At 59.0% G+C, this 18,900-nt stretch carries 10 protein-coding genes; 1 reads left to right on the top strand and 9 read right to left on the bottom strand.

From position 1 onward, the window contains the following. Positions 1–2,364 precede the first annotated feature (2,364 nt). The 9 genes from A0257_22230 to A0257_22190 all read right to left on the bottom strand — a co-directional run bounded on the left by A0257_22230 (position 2,365) and on the right by A0257_22190 (position 17,987). Positions 2,365–3,699, bottom strand: coding sequence for a transcriptional regulator (locus A0257_22230; protein AMR29544.1), 1,335 nt, complete (start codon positions 3,697–3,699; stop codon positions 2,365–2,367). Between the two features lie 75 nt (positions 3,700–3,774). Beyond that, positions 3,775–7,644, bottom strand: coding sequence for a hypothetical protein (locus A0257_22225; protein ID AMR29543.1), 3,870 nt, complete (start codon positions 7,642–7,644; stop codon positions 3,775–3,777). 19 nt (positions 7,645–7,663) lie between these two features. Beyond that, on the bottom strand, positions 7,664–8,725 hold the full coding sequence (locus tag A0257_22220; protein AMR29542.1) for a hypothetical protein: 1,062 nt from the start codon (positions 8,723–8,725) through the stop codon (positions 7,664–7,666). 32 nt (positions 8,726–8,757) lie between these two features. Continuing rightward, a complete protein-coding gene (locus tag A0257_22215; protein AMR29541.1) occupies positions 8,758–9,531 on the bottom strand; it encodes a hypothetical protein in 774 nt (257 codons plus the stop codon). Between the two features lie 2 nt (positions 9,532–9,533). Further along, a complete protein-coding gene (locus tag A0257_22210) occupies positions 9,534–12,857 on the bottom strand; it encodes a hypothetical protein (GenBank protein ID AMR29540.1) in 3,324 nt (1,107 codons plus the stop codon). A 28-nt stretch (positions 12,858–12,885) separates the two neighbouring features. Beyond that, on the bottom strand, positions 12,886–13,908 hold the full coding sequence (locus A0257_22205) for a hypothetical protein (protein AMR29539.1): 1,023 nt from the start codon (positions 13,906–13,908) through the stop codon (positions 12,886–12,888). Between the two features lie 176 nt (positions 13,909–14,084). After that, positions 14,085–15,590, bottom strand: a complete 1,506-nt coding sequence (locus tag A0257_22200; protein AMR29908.1) for a type I restriction endonuclease subunit M — start codon at positions 15,588–15,590, stop codon at positions 14,085–14,087. Between the two features lie 179 nt (positions 15,591–15,769). Beyond that, positions 15,770–16,360, bottom strand: a complete 591-nt coding sequence (locus A0257_22195; GenBank protein ID AMR29538.1) for a hypothetical protein — start codon at positions 16,358–16,360, stop codon at positions 15,770–15,772. Positions 16,361–16,568: 208 nt separating this feature from the next. Beyond that, the gene (locus tag A0257_22190) at positions 16,569–17,987 is read right to left on the bottom strand and encodes a hypothetical protein (GenBank protein AMR29537.1); all 1,419 of its coding nucleotides are present in this window, start codon (positions 17,985–17,987) and stop codon (positions 16,569–16,571) included. Positions 17,988–18,453: 466 nt separating this feature from the next. Here A0257_22190 and A0257_22185 point away from each other — a divergent pair, with 466 nt between their 5' ends. Then, a complete protein-coding gene (locus A0257_22185) occupies positions 18,454–18,852 on the top strand; it encodes a hypothetical protein (GenBank protein AMR29536.1) in 399 nt (132 codons plus the stop codon). Positions 18,853–18,900: the final 48 nt, after the last annotated feature.

The following is an 18,900-nucleotide window of genomic DNA, read 5'->3' as shown; positions in this document are numbered from 1 at the left end:
TCTCTGACCAAGCTAGTAATTCTGCTTCTGGCACACCTCGCTCGTTGCAAAACTTAGCAAAGGTTGCTAACCAAGTATTGCGGCCATCGGGAGGGCAAGCACCCAGGTTGAAATAAGCCAAGCACCAGTTTAGTGCGTCAGCCGGAACTATTGGCTCGCTGAGTACGGGTCGAGGTATTCTAGTTGCATTTTGAAAAATGTTGGGTTGAGGTCGGGCCACTATTCTAGCGGCGCGGGTGGCATCTGTTGCAGCCCGCAGCTTAGTAATATCCATGCGCTACTAGTAGACTAGGAATAGATTGGATTCAACCAAGCTTCGGGCGCATGAGGCACAAAGCAAGCGCGAGCTATATCTTTACCACTTCTGTCTGGCACTAAACCAATTGAAGCGTAATGCTCGGTCAAATAATCCGCATACGCCTCGAAATTATCGAGGTGACTACTATTCAAGTCTGCTGCAACTAAAATTTTAAGCCCAGCACCACTTGGGCTTGTGAATAGGATTCCAATTTCGCACTTTAGCAGTTCGTCAGTCAGCAAGGTATCGCGAGCGACAGTTAGGTCGGGGAGATGGTCAAAATCAAGCACTAGCCACTTCGAACGTGCTGATAAATGTTTGCCATCGCGGTGGGGAGCAAACGTACCAGCTGGTGCTACATGATGAAGCTGACGCTTTAATTTCTTATAGAAATCACTGTTGCCATTGTTCGAGAATTCAATCCGCGCAGCGTCACTTAACCGCTGCAAGTCAAGTGGTGGGTCAGTGATGATAGAATAAAGTTGCGCTACAGTAATTGCAGCGTGAGGGGCTGGATTACCTTGAATGCCAGCGTTAAAGTAGCTAAATAACTCAGTACCAGATACTGAATAAACAGGTGCTATTTCTTGGCCAAGAAACGGCATTGAAGAGCTATCTTTGTCAGCAATCTCCCCAGACGCGACAAAATTTTCGGGCTTGTTAGTCGTTTTCATCGGCTAACAAGCTTTTTTATTAACACGACGCGCATATTTGCGGCGACCATCCGTGCGAATTTGGGTTTGTAATGCTGCCAGCACCTGTCCGCGCTTGAAACGCACAGCACGTCCAAGTCGGAATGCTTGTAGCTTACCCTCTTTTACCCATTGATAAACAGTTTGCTGACTTATATTCAGCAGCTTAGCAACATCGGCAACCGTCAATATATCATCATGTAGGTTGGCCTCTTCCACAGCAGCAGCTTTTTCAGCTATTAGCACTTCGTATTCTTCACGTGCTACTTGACGAGACTGATGAGCAATTTCGTCAAAGAGTGCAGTTAATACTTCTGCCCACCGCATTGGAGGAGTATAAAAAAACTTAGGCTGTTCCATAAAATTTGGTGCGCCCGCTAAAAATCCGGGGGACTCTCCCACCGCGATTGGCGTTCGCAGTACATAGTTCAGCGTTCTAGCCATGCTTCTCCAAAAACCGGTATCTACCGGTAGATACTGGCAAATGCTTTTCTCTTATTCCACTTTAGTATCTAGCACTAAAAGAGGAACATACAAAATTTTTAACAAGTCAAAACAGGATAAAAAAAGATTGACTTTTATTACTTATGCCTGGATTACAGGTGATGTGCACTCCATACCAAGAGAGTAAATTGGCTCTCGAATATCCCCGCTGACCTACGCGAAATACACGTCTGACCTGTAGCGCGGCAAATTCTCGTAAGTGAAGGAGGGCGAAGGCATTCAGCATAGGAATCCTCAGCCTCTATGAGCAATATCAGCTAGTCCGCATCAGGCTTGACCAAGCAGATACTACTGCTACTCGTTGGAAGAAGCACACCGGCCACCCTTGCATTGGTAGCCACAGAAAACACTCGGCACATTCAGCAGTAGAATATGCGAACAAACCGGCAAGACCATTAGAGGGGCGCGACTTGGAGGGCTGCTCCTGACATAGGTATATGCCTTGCAATAGATTGCGAGGAGGATGGATGCCAAAAGCTATCGCACGTGCATAGGGAAGCCACTCTTTGTCATAGCGGTGCAACGCTTACTAAAGCGTCAGGTAGCGCTACAACAGAAGTCCCCTACCGTCATACTGGGTGTCAAGATATCGTAATCGGCGCTCTACTAAAAACGCCCGAGTACCTTCGGGGCATAGACAGTTCATATTACCATTGTCGCAACTGCCCGGTATTTTTCAGACAAAAGTGGCTGATTTCTCAACATAGTTACCTAGCTTTCCTTATCGCCCACAATCTACTTTATCCTCACGGATGGTGAGTTAGGCGTGAGCCAATCCGAAACCAGCCGCTGGCGCTCAGAAACCCTCATAGGAGAGCAGAGCAGTAGTTTTTACTTCTTTACTCAGTGTTAAACTCTCTGCTCATGAGCCTATACTGAGCCAATTAAATGATATTCAGTGCCTGCCCCACGGGTCCCGGTTTTAACCAGATAGCCCCTCTTTTCCAGCTCACCTAGGTAACGGGTGGCAGTGGGCTTGCTGACACCCAACTGCTGCTGCACGATGGAATTGTTCGTCACACCGTGTTGCTGCACATTCAGGAGTATAGCCGCTAGTTCCGCTCGCAACCCCTGGCTTTGCAGGTAATCAACTGTATAGCGCACGAATTCCACCTGAAAACCGCCGGCCTCAAATGCGTAGCGCGGGGCCGGTAGGTTGTGGATGCGGCACTCATTTATCATCTTGAGCGTACCTCGGCCCCAGGACTCAATGTAACCAGCGCGGAACAGGGTATTGGCTAAGTCTGGGTTGAAGGGCCGCGACGGGTGCTTCTTGGTCAGCGTGTCCACCGTCCAGTGGTCAGGTAGGTAGCCGTCGTTCCAGAAGATTACCCGTTCGTCGTACACGCTTATCTGCACCGGTGAGCCGCTGCTGTAATCTTTGTGGGCCAACGCATTCAGTAGGGCCTCGCGCAGAGCCGCCTTCGGGAACATAATTTCCTCGGTCCGGTGGGCTCCTTCATAAGTGATGCCAGCAGCCAGGTACTTGGTCAGCAGCAGGTCCAGACCTTTTTCAATCTGGTCGAGCAAGGGGCCGTGCACCTCATCCTGGTAACGCAGGTCGTCATCGGTGGCAAAGCGACCGATTTTCAGGTAGGCCCCGGTCACGAATCGTTCAGGGGTAGGGTGAAACAGTAGCACCGCGGCTCGCTTCAGGTAGGAGCCTTCCGCCAAGTGTAGGTTTTCCAGTAAGGTTTCGTCCGCGTCGAGCAGCACATCGGCATCAACGCGGCCACTGCGCCGGGCGCGCTGGCGGAACAGCTCCAGCGCCGACGCGCTCAGGCTGGCCACGTCGGCACCGGGCACGGGTACGCCGTCCCAGTGTTTGCCTTGCTTGCGCAGGAGAAACTTGTCGAGCGCCGCACCCTTTAGCTCCTGCTTGGTGCTCCCGCTGCGGTAGTGGTACTGGCCTTTGTAGCTGATGGGGTACGGGTAGGCCTCCACCACGATTTCCAGATACGTCAGTTCGCCTTCGCTCAGGCTATGTACATCCACGAGAATGCCGAGCAGGTCGCGGACCTTATTGGGAATTTCTTCCAGCAGCTGGCGACCGTTAGCAATGCCCACCACCTGGCCCTGGTCATTTTTGCCGATGGTGAGCGTGCCGCCCTGGGCGTTGGCAAAACCGCAGAGCCATTTGATATACTCGTCGCGCCACGACTCCTTCCATTCGGTGTGCTGGCTTTCGTGGGAGGTAGGCGACATTCGAGCGAGGAAGAAACAACCTCCTTTTAAAAAGTGAATTCAGGGAGAGCGCTTACTCTCTCCTACTTTGAGAACTTACGAGCCGAATTGGTCTTCCCGGGCGGCGCGCAAGCGCTCGTCTTCGGCCATGCGCTGGAAGGTGTCCAACAGTTCGCGGAGTAGGCTGGCAGCAGCTGGGTAATCTATCTGATAGTGACTGGCCCAGGTAGCATACTCGTCGGCAATGGCCTGCTCGCGTAAGCCGCCGGTAACGGCGTGCGTTCGGCCGTGCCGGTTGTAGCAGCCAGTCCGAAAGTTATCGCGCAACTCTTGGTTATCGCGCTCCACTTGCAGCATTTCACAAACCGCCGGATGGGGCCACGTCCCGTCCGGGCCAGCGGGGGCGTGGCTTAAAATTTTGCCAAGCTGGGAGCTGAAATGGCGAGATAGCTTTTTAGCGGCTGCTATACTTTTTGCCTCTGCCGCCCATTGCTTCAAATTGTCGCCGTTGAAGATGCCATCGGGCTGACTACCGGGGATGGCTTTCCAATCGTGGAGGATATGAAAAGCGAGCGTAGCAAAGTGGATGCGGGTATCGTCCGGCATCGGGTTTTCCTGCTCACTTTCGGGTAAAATCTCATCGCCTGCCGTGGCTGACTCGGTAGTCGCATCGGCCTCGGGTTTGTAGAGGTAGCCCAGCACCTCTACGAAGAAGCCGGGGTCTTCTCGCAACGCCTGGTCGAGAACGGTTGGTAGCCGCTGGGAAGAAGCCTGCTGACTGAAGATGAATGCCATTGTGATGGCTCGGTTACGGTTTTGGGCAGGCGTATTGACTAATTCATCCAGCAACTCGCTCAACTCGTAGCCACGCAGATGTTTCCCTTCGTCGGCTCCGTGCCCATGCTTAGCGATAAACTCTAGTGTTTCGAGCACTAGCTCGTTAGGGACTGGCTGGTCGCCGTGAAGGTGAGACAGGATGTGAGCCGCAGCAAGCGGGCGGCCATGCCGCAAAAGATGCCGGGCCGCAGTGGCGCTATCCTCCTTATTCTCGACGTAATCTGAGGCGACCAACCAGTACTGCTCTTCTATTTCTGCCCCGGCTTCCTGGGCCAGTTGCCAAGTAGCCGGAGTAGAGGACATTACCTGGAGCCAGCTGGCTACTTGAGCGGGAGTCCAATAGCCGACCTGCTGCCGAATAAAGTTACCGGCTGCCTCGGCACCCAGTTGCCAGGCGTAGCTACTGGCCAGGCCCAGGGCAAAACGACTTTCGCGCTCATCATGGCTAACCAGGTACCGCTGCAACAAGCCCGTTTTTTCCGCCTCGCTGATTTGCGGACTACGCCCGATGGCATCGCCCACGAAATAGGGTTGCGGGACTAGCGGTAAGAAGTCGGGCAGGAAATTCAGGTCATGGGCCGCTCGCAGCTCAGCAAGCGCGTTGGCCTGTGCCTCCCGAATAATCGGCACAAGATGAGCACTGCCGCGGTACACGACACCCTGGGGTAATTGGGGCGACTGGTCGAAAACCCAGGCGTTACGCTGAAGTAAATCCGTTGGCAGTAGCTGGTCGTAGAGCTGCTGCAAGGGAGCTAACCGGGCTTCCGACCAAGCCCAGTCAGTATCAGGATGCGAGCGGTGATGATGGAGAAATTTGCGCAGCTCACCGAGCAGGTTGGCTTGCTGTTCGGCCGGAAGCGCCAATGCCCCCAGAGTCTCAATTTGCGCGAGAATACGCCGACGAAGGTCGGGGTGCAGCTTGCCGAGCAGCTCCGGCAGCTCGGAAATTACCGATGCCCAGCGGTCGGCGTCAGTGCCCGCCTCGTCCAATAGGCGCTGGGCAATGCCCTCTATAAACTCAAAATAGTCGTCGCAGCTGACTTCGGGGCTAGGATTCACTTGCCAGTCGCGCCAGTGAAAAGCGGGAGTATGGGTAGGCCAGCTCGTTTCACTGCCTTGAGGTAGCAGCCGTAGTAGCAAGCTCCAGGCCACGGCTGGCTCCTCGTGGCGGAGCCGGTCAATCACTGTGAGGCGCTCCGCCACCGAGGCGTTGGTTTGCGGATGCCAGCCCAGAAATATTTGGCGCAGGGAATTGGCGGGCCGGTTGGAAAGCTGGCCGCCGGGGTCCAGGCGGGCCAGTCCGGCCAGGACGGCCGCCGCATCCGAGAGGTATTGCGGAGCCCACACTAAGCTCTCCAAAGCCCAGAGCAGCCCCGTATGGTGCGAGACGTTGTGCAGAATTCCCGGCTCTTCCTGAAAGATGATGGGCAATACCGAGGCTGGGCGTTTCAGCTCGCGGAGCAAGCTGGCCAGAAAAATGGCGGGGGCGGCCTCGGCCAGTAAGGGCAGGTGGTGGTTGAGCGAGGCCAGCAGCGCCCCCGAAGGCTCGGCGAACGCCTGGTCAAGCAACTGCCGCAGCTGTTCATTCACCCAGGCCACCAGCGCTGGCTGGTTGCCGGCTTCTATCCCGAGGCTACTGCTGACGAGGGCGAGAGTAGCTACCATCCCTTCGCGGAGCGTGCGCGAGTAGGCATCGCGCGCGGAGCGCAGGCCCGCGAACCGCCGCTCATGGGGCGGCAGCGAGAAACGAACCAGCGGTTGCGCCAACACCTGCTGAATGGCGTCCCCAAACTTTTGATAAAGCGCCGGGGAGAGAAACCGGGCCGTTTGCTCCCACACGTCGGCGGGGTCGATGATGAACCATTCGTCAGCAATTTTTCGGACGGGCGCGTTGGGCCGAGCGGCCCACTCGGCAAGCTGCTGTTGCACTTCGGCGTAGGGCCGGCCCGTGAGGCTGGCAACCACTGCCTGGTCACCGGCTTCACTATCAACCCAGCGGCCCAGCAGCGCCAACGGCAGCAGCTGGAGGGTACTGGCTGGCTCCTGCCACCACGGGGGCTGCAAGGATTTATCGGTGAGTAGCGTGCGGTGGAAAGCCGTGAAGCTACGGCGGGCCAGGCTGGCTTTTTCGGCCGCGTCGAGCTTATCAATCCCCGCGCTTTGCAACGCTTCTTGAAGCGCCTCACGGCCCAGCGGTGGCACTACTTCGTCGGTAGTTTTGGCCTCGGTGCTGGGGCGGGGCACCGCCACGCGGTGCCCCTGCCGGGTAGCGGCGGCGCAGAGTTGGCCGAACTGGTCAGAACTGAATCGGGGAATGAGCAATAGCTGCTGCTGACTCTGAACGAGCTGGTGCCAAAAAAGCTCACTGGTAACCACCACCGTGCGGGCCAGCCAATACTGCCGCTGCTCATCCGACAGCTTCATAATGCAGGCCGCGATGAAGGCGCGGGCTTCGTCGGCAGTGCTGGCAAACACGGAATACGGCTTGGGGGCAGCGTCGTTATCTGCGAGCCAGTTGGCTAGTCGGGTTTGGGCCGCAGTGCGGCCGGCCACCAGCCAGTCGGGCTGCATGACGGGGGCCGTTTGATTGGCCCAATCTAACCACCAGTTTTCTAGGTCCTGCACGCCATCGGGCTGCTTGTGTAAGAGCCGGGAAAGCCAGATATGCGTGGCGGGAGCCTCTGTGAGCCAAGTAATGAGGTCATCGGCATCGTAGGCCCGCACGTCGCGCCAGTGCCCTTCTTTGAGGCGGGCGGTAGTCCACTTCTTGCGCTGGCCCCAGCGGCGCGGGGTGCAAAAGACAAAGGCGGAGTCGGCCGGTACCAGCTCTAACGGATTAGCAGTGCGGGTGGCGTAGTCGTCATCGGCTTTGCCTTTTTGGTCCTTGTTGGTGCCCAGCTCCCAGCCAGTGGGGCTGGCCGGCACGTAGGGGGTAGCCGCGTTGGCCGTAGTGAGGCCGTCCCAGCCTTCGAGCTGCACGCCCTCGGCCGATGGAAAGCTGAGGCTGGTGAGCGTGGGCGTAGTGGCGCGGATAAGGCGGCGCAGCAGTTCGGGAAAGGTGGATTTCCCTTCGAGCAGGCTGGCCCAGTGGTCGAGGTCGGAGGCGTTGGCGAGTAGGGCGTGGAGCACGACGTAATTATTATAAAGCTTATTTATAAGGTAATTTGTAGTCCCACTTTTGTTGAGGGTACCGTAGATAATTTATCGCCGTGGGGATATTACGTTTATCATTTAAATTTATTTTTGAGAATCTTACTTTCAAAAACCAATTAGTCAAGTCATTAATTTTATCTAAATCAGATAAATAATCAATTTCACAGTTAGTTTGGTCAAAGCTCAGTTCGCTACCTGCTCCCATTATTCGCAGCCGTTCGATAGCGATACTAGGCATTACCATAGGCATCGGAAGATACACGCCGAAATAATGTGCCTTAGCTGAAGTAGTTATCTGAAATATTCCGAATAAGCCTTCCACAATTGGCGTAGTGCAGAGATGAATCCCTTCGTATTTAGGAAATATCGGTAGGTCTTTTGTCCAAAACCCTTGGGGATAGATAGCTTCGGCCGGGCTCAAAAGCTGCTCTCTAACAACATTGTACACACCATCGAGGAGAAATGAGTAGCCAAATTTTGCAAAGGCCAGAATGTAAGCTGTTTTAAGCAGGCCAATTTCAAAGCGATGAAATTCAGTGCGAATTTTACCGAACTCGATATTGACTTCCGCATTATCAGTAGGATTGACAGCTTCGGCAAACTCTTCCACCTTTACAAAATGGTTGTTCTTAGCACTATGAGTCATTTTCACAGTGCCATCTGCTCCTATGTTTATTGTGGCCTGCACAGTCAAGCCCCGATTAGTAGCTCTAACTTGCATATTGGTGTTGGGCAGAAATTTTCTACTATCTGCTTCGCGTAGGCGTTCCGTTAAGTGAAAGTCTATCTCGTGGCCAGCTATGCTATTGCAGCGCTTGCAAGTCAATGCCACCCCATGCCCTCCCGATGCTTCCGGCGGCGCGTGTTCGATGGTGAGCATATTGGGTGAGCCAGGGTCTAAGTCTTGTTCCGAAAACTGCCCCAAGCAAATTGGGCAAATGTAGGTGTACGGATATTTCAACGTTGTTCCTTTGAGGAAGCCGTTTGCTTTCAAAAGATTAAGATGTTCAGCAAACTTGAAAAATAGAACTCTACGCTTGTGCTTAGTATTTGCCATTTTTAGAATTTACATTACATAGTAAAAACAAACTACTCCCCTCCCCCACCGGCCACCGCTACCGTCAGCAGCAGCGGCTCCAGCTCCTGCAACCGCGCTTCCCAGTGCTGCCAGTCCGGTAATAGCCGGGTTTGCAAATCGTAAAAGGCGCGGTCGTGGTGGGGGTGACGCAGGTGGGCCAGCTCGTGGAAGATGATGTATTCGATGCAGGCGCGGGGCGTTTTGACCAGGGCCGGGTGCAGCAGGATAGTGTTGGTGCGGGCCACGAAGCTGCCCCAGCGGCGGGGCATCTGCAACAGGCGCAGGGTGGGGTGCGCAGCCGCCGGAAACAGCAGCGGCGGCAGCTGCGCGAGGATGCGCCCGAACACCTCGGCCAGCACCTGCTGGGCCTGCTGGCGAAACCAGCGCTCCACGAGGCGGCCCACGGCGGGGCCGTGGCGCGGGTCGCGGGTAGTAACGAGCAGGCGCGTGGGCTCCAGCACCACGGTGCCGGGGGTGCCGGGCAGCACCCGCAGCCGGTGCTGACGGCCCAGGTAGTAGAGCGACTCGCCACTCCGGTAGTGCGCCGGCGCGGCGGGCGCGGGGATGCTGCTGGCCCGCTCCTGCTGGGTAAGCACCCAGGGGGCACGCTTGCTGACGACGGCGGCAATGGCGGCGGCCGACGTAGCCAGCGGGGCAGCCACGGTCAGGCGGCCGTCGGGCTGCACGTGCAGGGCCAGGGTGCGGCGGTTGCGGCGCTCCACGGTGTAGGCAATGCGGGCCGAGCCAAACTGAATCTGGCCCTGCTCGGGGGCGGGGGCGGGCATGGTCAGGGAGCTTGGTAGTGGGCGATGGCCACGCTTTCGAGCTGGCGCTCGAAGTCATCGAGGGTGGCTTCGTCCAGGGTGGGGTCGTGGGCGCGCAAGTTCCAGAGCTGCTCGCCCAGCTCGTGGCGCAGCTTGCGCAGCACCTTGCTGCCGGGCTTGTGCCAGTCCACCAGGCGGGTGCCGTCGGGGTCGTGCACACTGGCGTAAATGGTGGCTTCCACGGCCAACGCCCACTGGGCCACGGCTTCGGGGGCGATGTTGGCCAGCGACTTTTCCAGCAGGTCGAACACGGCGGCGGCCACCTGGCGGCCGTGCAGCGCCACCGGGCGGGTGCTGCCGGCCCCGGTCTGAAATTCCTCGCGCACGGCCACCACGCTCCTTAGCAGCTCGGCGGCATCGCGGCGCTCCTGTTGGTAGCGGCGGATGGCCTCCTTGATGCGGTCGATAAACTCCTGGTACTTGGCGGGGTTCTCGTCCAGCTGCTCAGTGAGGGTTTTGACGAGCTGGGTGGCAATCTCGAAGGCCACGCCCTCCTCCCCTTCCGCTGACTCGCCGTAGGGGGCCGTGCGCTCGGCTACCTGGCTGGCAAACTCGGGGCTGAAAATATTGATGGGCGGCACCACGGGCAGCATCTTGGCGGCCGATACGTGGGTGTCGAGCAGCTTCTGAATCTGGGGTTCGAGGCGGCTCAGGTCGGGGTCCACGTTGTAGCGCTGGAGCACCATCGTGCGCAGGTTGGCATAAAAGGCCAGGTCGCGCAGGTAGCCGTCCACTTCGGCTTCGGGGGTGTTGGCCAGGTAGTGGGCCGAGGACAGCGCCCGGTGCAGCACCCGCTGGAAAGCCCGCAGGCGCTCAAAAAAGATGGGGCGGCGGGCCTCGTCGGCCAGGTGCGAGGTGTAGGCGGCCAGATCGTGGCGGGTAGCTACTGCCTGAAACAGCTCGACCAGGTTGGCGTGGAGCTGGGGCAGCTGGGCCACTTCGGCGGCCAGGGCGGCCAGGCGGATGCCCTCGCTAAGGTCGCCGAGGTCGTACACGTCGAAATCGGGGCTGCCGTACTGGTGCAGGGCGGCGCGCAGCTCCTCCGTCACGCCTTCGTAGTCGAGCACATAGCCGAAGTGCTTGCCGGGGGCACAGCGATTCACGCGGGCCACGGCCTGAAACAGGGTGTGCTCTTTGAGGCGGCGGCAGAGGTAGAGCACTACGTTGTGGGGGTTGTCGAAGCCGGTGAGCAGCTTATCGACGGTGATGATGATATCGGGCGCGCCGTAGGGGGCGCGGAAGCCGTCTTTCAACGTTTTTTCGTAACGGGCCTCGGTGCCGTAGGTGTCCATCATGCGCCGCCAGAAGGTCAGCACTTCGTCGGTGCTGGGGTCGTGCACGTCGTCGTTGCCCTCGCGGTCGTCGGGCTTGGAAATCAGCACGGCCGACGACACCAGGCCAATTTCATCCAGGGCCTTCTGGAAGCGGATGGCGGCCAGCTTGCCGGGCGCGGCCAGCTGGCCCTTGAAGCCCCTGCCCTGCCAGCTGCCCTTGAAGTGCAACGAAATGTCGAAGGCTTTGGCGAAAATAACCTGGGCGGTGTGGCTCAGCCGGGCCTGGCTGCTGTACTTCTCCCGCAGGCGAAACTGCTCGTCGGCGGGCAGGTGAGCCACGATGCGGTTAAAAAAGACGTTCAGCGGGCCGTCGTTGGTGCTGAAATCGGGCATCCGGCCCTCGTAGATGATGGGCAGCACGGTTTTGTCGCGCTCGGCATCGGTGATGGTGTAGGTGTGGATGATGCCCCCAAACTCGTGGGCCGTGTTCTTTTCGCGCTTGGTGAGGGGCGTGCCGGTGAAGGCGATGAAAGTGGCCTCGGGCAGGGCCTGCTTCATCTGGGCGCTCAGGCGGCCATACTGGGTGCGGTGCCCTTCATCCACCAGCACAAACACGTCGGGGCGGGTCACGGGGGTGTCGTCGCGCTGCAAAATCTTCACGGCCGCGTTGAACTTGTGAATGAGCGTGGCCACGAGGTCGGTCGAGTAGGGGTCTTGCAGCAGGGCGGCCAGCTTGTTGCCGGTGGTGGCGGCCACCACCGCCCGCCCGCAGCGCTTAAAGGTGTCGTAGAGCTGCTCGTCCAGCTCCACGCGGTCAGTCACGAGGATGATTTTAGCGTTGGGGCGCTGCGCGGCCAGCAGCTGGGCCAGCATCACCATCGTTAGCGACTTGCCCGACCCCTGCGAGTGCCAGAGCACGCCGCCGCGCTGGTCCTGGGCGCGGCGCAGGGTTTCGCACACGCCGTAGTATTGCTGGTAGCGGGCCACTAGCTTCTGGCCCCCGTCAAACACGACGTAGTTGCGGATGAGGTCGAGCAGGCGGGCCGGCTGGCAGAGGGCGTACAGCAAATCATCCTGGGGCGTGATGGTCCAGGGCTGGCCCAGGCTGCCGGCGTTGGGGTTCGGCCGGCTGGCCCAGTAGGCGTTGGCTTGCAGGGCCAGCCAGGCGGCGGGCTGGTTGAGGCTGTCGTTTTTGAGCTGCTGCAGCTCCTGGCGGCGGCGGTCGGCATCCTGGGGGTCGTCCTGGGGGCGGTGCCGCCAGATGGCCCAAAACTCCTCGCGGGTGGCGGTGGTGCCGTAGGCGGGGTTGCGCTGCTCGGCCCCCGGCTCCTCGTCGTCATCGGCGGCGGCGGGGGGGGTAGGGGCCGCCGTGCCGTAGGGGCCGGCCACGGCCAGCAGCAGCTGGGCGCAGAGGTAGAGCGGCCGAATGCCGTCGGGCTGCTGCTGGCGCAGGTGCTGGGAAATGGCCTGGTGGATGGGCTTTTTGAGCAGCGGCGACTTGCACTCTATCACCACCAGCGGAATGCCGTTGACGTAGAGCACGATATCGGGCTGGTAATGGTCGGGGCGGCCGGTGCGCTGCACGGCCAGCTCCTCGGTCACCACGAACTCGTTCTGGGTTAGCTCCGCCGGCTGCCAGCAGAGGTAGTGGATGGTGTAGCTCTTGGTGTCGCCGTCAATGGTTTGCTCCGTGGTGAAGCCCAGGGTGAGGCGGTCGTAGATTTCCTGGTTGGTGGCCAGGTAGCCTTTTTCGAGCGAGGGCCGGCGCAGAGCCTCAATGGCGGCCGTGATGGCGGCTTCGGTGAAGGGGTAGGACTTGCCCCGGTAGGTGAAGCGGTTGTGCTGCTTGAGCCAGGCGCGCAGCCGGCCGGGCAGCAGCACTTCGGCCGCGCGGTCGTCGCGCGCTTTCAGCGCCTGCCGGGGCGACAGGTAAACGTAGCCGAGCTGCTGCAACAGCAGCAGGGCCGGCAGCTGGCTGGCCTCGTTTTCGCGGGTGGAGGGTACGGACGACATGGGGGGGTAGGGAGCTGAAAAGGGAGAATTAAGCCAGCCGGATTGCGCCGGTGAGCAGCTGTTGCAGCAGGCCGCGCTTCTGCTCGCGCAGGGCCGCCAATCGGCGCTCGGTGAGGCGAATTTCGGCCTCGGCCGTGTTCAGCACTTCGGCAATGGCGCGCTGCTCGGCTAGGTCGGGGACTTCGGCGGGAATGGTTTTGAAGCTGTCGTATTTGCATAGCAGCGTATCATCTACCAGACCTTGCGAATGCCGCCAGAAACGGTGAATCATTGGGGTCCACTTGAAGAAATACGCCATGAAACCAGCGTCGCAGCCGTCAAGCGGGCGCAGAATGGTATAGGCCGGGCTTACTATCCCGTCGAACTTGGACAACGCGCTGACCCCCTGCCACATTCGCATGGTGTTGTACCCAATATCCCCCACTCGTACCCGCTTGTACTTGCTCTTATCCTCGTTTGAGGTATCCCGCTTCTCTAGTTTGTCGCGGTGAATAATTCCCTGACTCGCGGTGATGGCAAGTAGGGGCAATTCAATATTCCCTCTTTCAACTCGCTCAGCAAAGTAGCTGCCTAATTTATCCGCCGCCCACTTCTCCGTGAAGCCTGGCAGACGAGTGGAACCCGAAAGAAGCTCGTCGCATAACCCCTCTTTCCGCCGCCGCAACTGCTGAAGCTGGCGCGTCTGGAGGTTGATAGCTTCATCCCAAATGGCTATTGTCTCGTTGATTTTGCCTTGCTGTTCTGGCGGAGGCAACGCAACTAACAGACTTTTCACAATCTCGGCGCTCAAATTTGGTTGAGCACCTTGTTGGTATTCATTGATAATTTGCTGACGGTTAAGCGTCAGCCAATGAAAGAGAAACATTGAATCAGCCTCTTCATTAGGCACAATAGCCAGAATTGCTTGGTTGATAGCCGCTTCGATATGCGCGATACCAGGCACACCAGCGGTAGCGCCGTAAATGGCTAACAGCAAGGTGCCAGGTGAAACCATTTTTGCGGAGGAGTTATCGAATCCCTCTTTTGTCAGCGTCCCTTCGGTTTCGTACACAAATTGCTGATTAAGCTCCCCCGACCTTATCCAGGGAATATCGCCACCGAAGTAGCTTGGTTTTCCCCGCGAAGGCGTACCACCAGAATATGTGCGGGCAAATTCACCGAGCATTTTTCTAGACCAACCAACAGGAAGGTCAAAGCTGGAATATTTCATGTGATAATGCCCTTTCGTTATTTCAGCTTCACTAAAAACCCCTGCATCCGCCGCCGCACGTCGGCCAGCTCGGTTTCGATGGCATCCAACTCCGCTTGCACGGCGGGCATGTCCACGGCTTCGGCGGCCACGAACGTATCGACGTAGCGGGCGATGTTGAGGTTGAAGCCGTTCTTTTCGATTTCGGCCAGGTCGGCGCGGTAGGCAAACCGGGCCTCGACCACGCCCGCCGGGCCGGCCGGCTGGTCCCGAAACTGCTCCACGGTGTCGGCAATGCGGGTCAGGTGAGCATCGGTGAGCGCGTTCTGGCCGCGGGTTTCCTCGTAGAGCTGCGAGGCATCCACGAACAGCACGTCGGTGGTGGCGCGCTGCCGCCGAAACAGCACGATGGCCGTGGGGATGCCCGTGCCGTAGAACATGCCGCCCGGCAGGCCCACCACGGCCTCAATCAGCCCTTCTTCCAGCAGCTTGCGCCGGATAAGCCCCTCGGCGCTGCCCCGAAACAAGATGCCGTGGGGCAGGATAACGCCGCCCCGGCCCACCTGGGGCAAGGCCACGTGAATCATGTGCGAGAGAAAGGCGAAGTCGCCCTTGCTCTTGGGCGGCACCCCCCGCCAGAAGCGCTTGTGGCGGTCGGAAGCCGCGTTTTCGGCCCCCCACTTATCGAGCGAGAAGGGCGGGTTGGCCACCAGCACGTTGAACTTGAGCAGCGCGTCGTTGTCGAGCAGCTGGGGGTCGTTGAGGGTGTCGCCCCACTTTATCACGGCATCGTCGAAGCCGTGGAGCACCATGTTCATGCGGGCCAGCGAGTAGGTGCCGCCGTTCAGCTCCTGCCCGTAGAGCGAGAAGTTGTCGGAGCCGTGGCGCAGCTTCACCTCCTGCCCCACGCGCATCAGCAGCGAAGCCGAGCCGCAGGTGGGGTCGCAGATGCGGTCGCCGGGCAGCGGGGCCACCAGCCGGGCCAGCAGCCGCGACACCGGCGCGGGCGTGTAGAACTCGCCCGCCTTCTTGCCCGCATCCGAGGCAAAAAAGGCAATCAGGTACTCGTACACGTCGCCGATAATGTCGGATGAGCTGAGGTGCGAGGGCTTGAGGTCAATACCCTGGAAATCCTCCATCAAATTTTTGAGGCGGCGCTTGCGCTCCTTTTCCTTGCCCAACACTACTTCCGAGTTGAAGTCGATGCTCCGAAACACCCCATCGAGGGCCAGCCCGTTGGCATCTTCCAGCGCCTGCAAGGCCACGTTGATGAGCTGCCCGATTTTATCGTCGTTGCGGTGCGCAAACAAATACTCGTAGGTAGCTTCGTCGGGCACCTGAAACCGCTCGTTGCGCAGGGCGCGCCGCAGGCGGGTGGCCGGGTCGGGGTCGGTGGCGTAGAGGGCGGCAAAGTGCTCGGTGCGCTCCTTCCACAAGTCCGACAGGTACTTGACGAACAAAAACGTCAGGATATAATCCTTGTACAAGCTCGGGTCGATAACGCCGCGGAAGGAGTCGCAGGCGCGCCACACGGCGTTGAGTATCTTGGTTTTATCGGCTCCCTCGGCGGGCGTTTCGCCGGTGCCGGGTTCGGGGGTTAGCTCCACGGCGGCCACGGCGGCCGCTTCGGGGTTTTCCTGGGCAAAGAGGGTAGGGCCGGCAGGCGGGGCGTTTTTCTTGGGGCGGGGCATGGGGGGTAGGGAGGGAAGGAAGAAAAGAAGAATTACCGCGCAACGAGCTGTTGCAGCTGGCTATGCACGCGCTGCTCGCGCAGCGGCAGGTAGCGGAGCAGCAAGGATTTTTCCTGGTGCCAGAGGTGCAGCAGCTCCACGGCGCGCTGCTGCACCGGCCGGGGCGGCAGCGGGTTGGGCAGCGGCAGGGCCAGCGCCAGCAGGCTCCGGCGGCTGAGGGTAGGAATGGTAGTAGTGGCGAACAGGGAGCGCAACGCCTCGCGGGCATCGGGCAGGTTCAGCACCAGGGCCAGAAACTCGGGTAGCAGGTGCGGCACCTGGGGCGTAAGCACAAAGAAGCTGGTAGAAGCCAGCGCCGGCAGCCAGTCGGGCCGCACGTAAGTGGTAAACAGGCGCGCCCCCTTAGCCGTGAGCAGGAGCTGGCCTGCTTCGAGCAGGTGCTTTTCGGCGGCCGGGGGCAGGCTGGTCAGTTGGGTGCGGAAGGGCTGGTAGGGCTGGCCGTCGTCGTTGAAATCGGAGAGTTGCAGCAGATTAACCGGCTCGGCCAGCGGCCGGTAGTCAGCGGTTGGCTGCGTGCTCACCTGCTGGCCAGAACTGACGGTGAAGGCTTCGGATAGGTGCATACGGGTAGCGGGGCGCGGGATGCTGAGGGACTAGCTTGCGGCGAAGATACTCGCACGAATTGCTTTTTGTTACACGCTAAGGATGATTTATTTTTTAGATAATTTTATTTTATGCTTGTGTAAAGTAAAAACATCTAAACACAAAGCACTCAGAAAGGCGTTTCCCAGTTGGGAAATGCCTTTCTGAGTGCTTTGCAGGCAATTATAGCTAGAGCAGCCGGTAGCGCTTCAGCAGCTTCCGTACTTGTGGAGTTCGCCGGTTGTCAGGGGCCGCGGCTTCGTGGCCTTGGTAGTAAGCGGCCCGCAAAGGCGCTTCGTAGTATTGCCGCAAAGCCGGCAGGTTATCGGCTGCAAACTGTTGGTCGAGGTCGGCAAGGGCAGTGGGTGGGGCACTAGTACGCTGCACGGGCCGAAAAGCGGCGCGGTGAGCCGTCGGCTCGGAAGGAGCCGCGCGGTAGCGTCGCTGCCGCGCCAGCTGCTGCCACAGCAAAATCCGGGTGTCGCGGTCGGGTATAGCCGGTAATTCGCTGGCCAGCGGCAACTGCTCAAGGCCGGCGTAGGGGCGGGCTTCGTCGCGCATTCCCGCCTGCTCCAACAAGTCAGTCGCAGCGGGGTCTTCTTCCCACTCCGCATCGGCCGGCCGGGCATTAGGTACAAACTCCAAATCGGCCGGCAACTCATCCAGCACGCGCAGGGACACCCAATAGCGGAACTGGCGTAGGGTGGCCTGAGCGTGCTCTTCCTCGCGCGGAGCCACAAAAGGCAGCTGAGAATCGCGGCGCACAGCCAGGTGCCGTTCGCTAAGGGTTATCCGATAAGAGCCGGGGTCGTTGGGGTCGATGTCGTTGGCTCCGAACAGCGCGGCAGAAAAATACTGGATGCGACCAGTAGCCAGGTCGTGGGTGCGAATGGCCAGCAGCGTGTTTTCGCCGATATTGGAGAACTGCCGGCGCTCATCTTGGCGGTGGCCCACGAGCAGAATAAGCTGTTGGGCCAGGGTGGCGGGGGTACCCCACTCGGATGAGTCCCACGAAATAGGCAGCAGCACGACGCCGGTTTCAATTTCCTCTTCGGGCAGCCCTTGCAGTTTTTTGTAGTTGTCGAGTTGGTTGGGGTCGAAGGGGTGGCAGTCCTTATCGTCCCGGATACTGTGTAGGTAGGTTAGCGCCTGGGAGTATAACCCGTCGTGCTGGTGGCAGGGTATCACCAAACTGGCTTCGCGGTTTATGCCCGTAAGCGCCTGCTTGGTAAAGTTGTGGCTGCCCACCCATAGCTCGGCCTTACCCTCGGGCAAGTCGAAGAGCAGCATTTTAGTATGCATCAGATGCCGTTCGATAAAGGCATCGACCCGCTTAGGATGCAACTCTTTGAAGAAGAGAGAGAACCGGGTCGCACCCTGGGCGTGGAATAGGTTTAGCTTATCCACGTTGGTGGGCGAGTGAATGTCGGCAATGCAGAAAGAGTCCTTCTTTCTCAGCAACGCCACCAAATCAGTAGCAAAGAAATCGGGGCCAACGCTCCAGAAGCCAACGGCAGCATACAGCGCCTCGGCGCGGTGGATAGTATAGTTAAGCTGGCTGACAATGGAGCGCTTATGGGGGTGCGGGGGTAATAGGGTCGGGGCCACTAGGGAGGGAGTTTACGAAGCGATTTCGTCAGCGACAACTCGTCAAATGCAAAGCTTTAGGCTACACCCAACCGCCGCCCCTCATCAAGCAGGAGCAAGCGCACCAGAGCTGCCACGCTCACGCCTCGCGCCTTGGCTATGCGGCCGAAGTATTCCCTTTGGTCTTCGCTATCGCATTCTACGCTGAGTAGGGGCCTACGCGAAGGTTTGCTTGCTGGGGTCTTCATCCCGCAAATGTACTGAGCCCTAATATGCCCTGAACAATTAAAGAATGACGTTCACTTAATCAGCTGGCTTTACGCTAGTGTTACGCTATTCATTCACTATCTTTACGGCGTTCAAGTCGAACAATCCACTCCGTAGTGAGCGAAAGAGGCCACCCCCGGCAAGGGATGGCCTCCGATATAGCACCTGTTAGGACCAGGTACTACGGTTGGGTTTTGGTCAACCCTAATCCAAAAATTACATGGCAAACCATGTAATCAAGGCGAGTGCGCCCACCAGCGTCCTCCCCTCCGGCCTGGGCGCACTGCGCCAGCACATCCAGGCTACCCTTCTCGGCAACTTGCTGTTTAGCGCAGCCGAGCATCTACGGGTCAATCATTTCATCCACCAGTGCGAGGACTTAGCCCGCCTCGCCCGCCGGTACGCCAACCTGCGCGCCACGCTGGACCGACTGCACCCGCTCGGCTTCCGGGGTCACCGCCCGCGCCAGCCGGAGCCCGTCCCCGCCTGGGTCCCCGGCACTCCCCTGCCCAACCGCGCCGACCACCGCGCCAGCACGTTCGACCGCAGGTCCGCCGCCCGCTTTGAGCCGGCCAACTCTCTTGCTTTGGCCCATTTGCTTAGCCCTGTGCGCCCATGAGCTACCGCCGCGACCTCAAGTAGCTACGCCGCGCCCGCCAGCTGGCCA

It is taken from the genome of Hymenobacter psoromatis, assembly GCA_001596155.1.
Classification (GTDB): domain Bacteria; phylum Bacteroidota; class Bacteroidia; order Cytophagales; family Hymenobacteraceae; genus Hymenobacter.
Note: the sequence above shows the minus strand (reverse complement) of the source record. Positions and strands in the feature narration are given on the sequence as shown.

Excerpts from the sequence above, each read along its gene's own strand:
- A0257_22230 (AMR29544.1), bottom strand. The coding sequence starts at position 3,699 with ATGTCGCCTACCTCCCACGAAAGCCAGCACACCGAATGGAAGGAGTCG.
- A0257_22220 (AMR29542.1), bottom strand. The coding sequence starts at position 8,725 with ATGGCAAATACTAAGCACAAGCGTAGAGTTCTATTTTTCAAGTTTGCT.
- A0257_22215 (AMR29541.1), bottom strand. The coding sequence starts at position 9,531 with ATGCCCGCCCCCGCCCCCGAGCAGGGCCAGATTCAGTTTGGCTCGGCC.
- A0257_22210 (AMR29540.1), bottom strand. The coding sequence starts at position 12,857 with ATGTCGTCCGTACCCTCCACCCGCGAAAACGAGGCCAGCCAGCTGCCG.
- A0257_22195 (AMR29538.1), bottom strand. The coding sequence starts at position 16,360 with ATGCACCTATCCGAAGCCTTCACCGTCAGTTCTGGCCAGCAGGTGAGC.
- A0257_22185 (AMR29536.1), top strand. The coding sequence starts at position 18,454 with ATGGCAAACCATGTAATCAAGGCGAGTGCGCCCACCAGCGTCCTCCCC.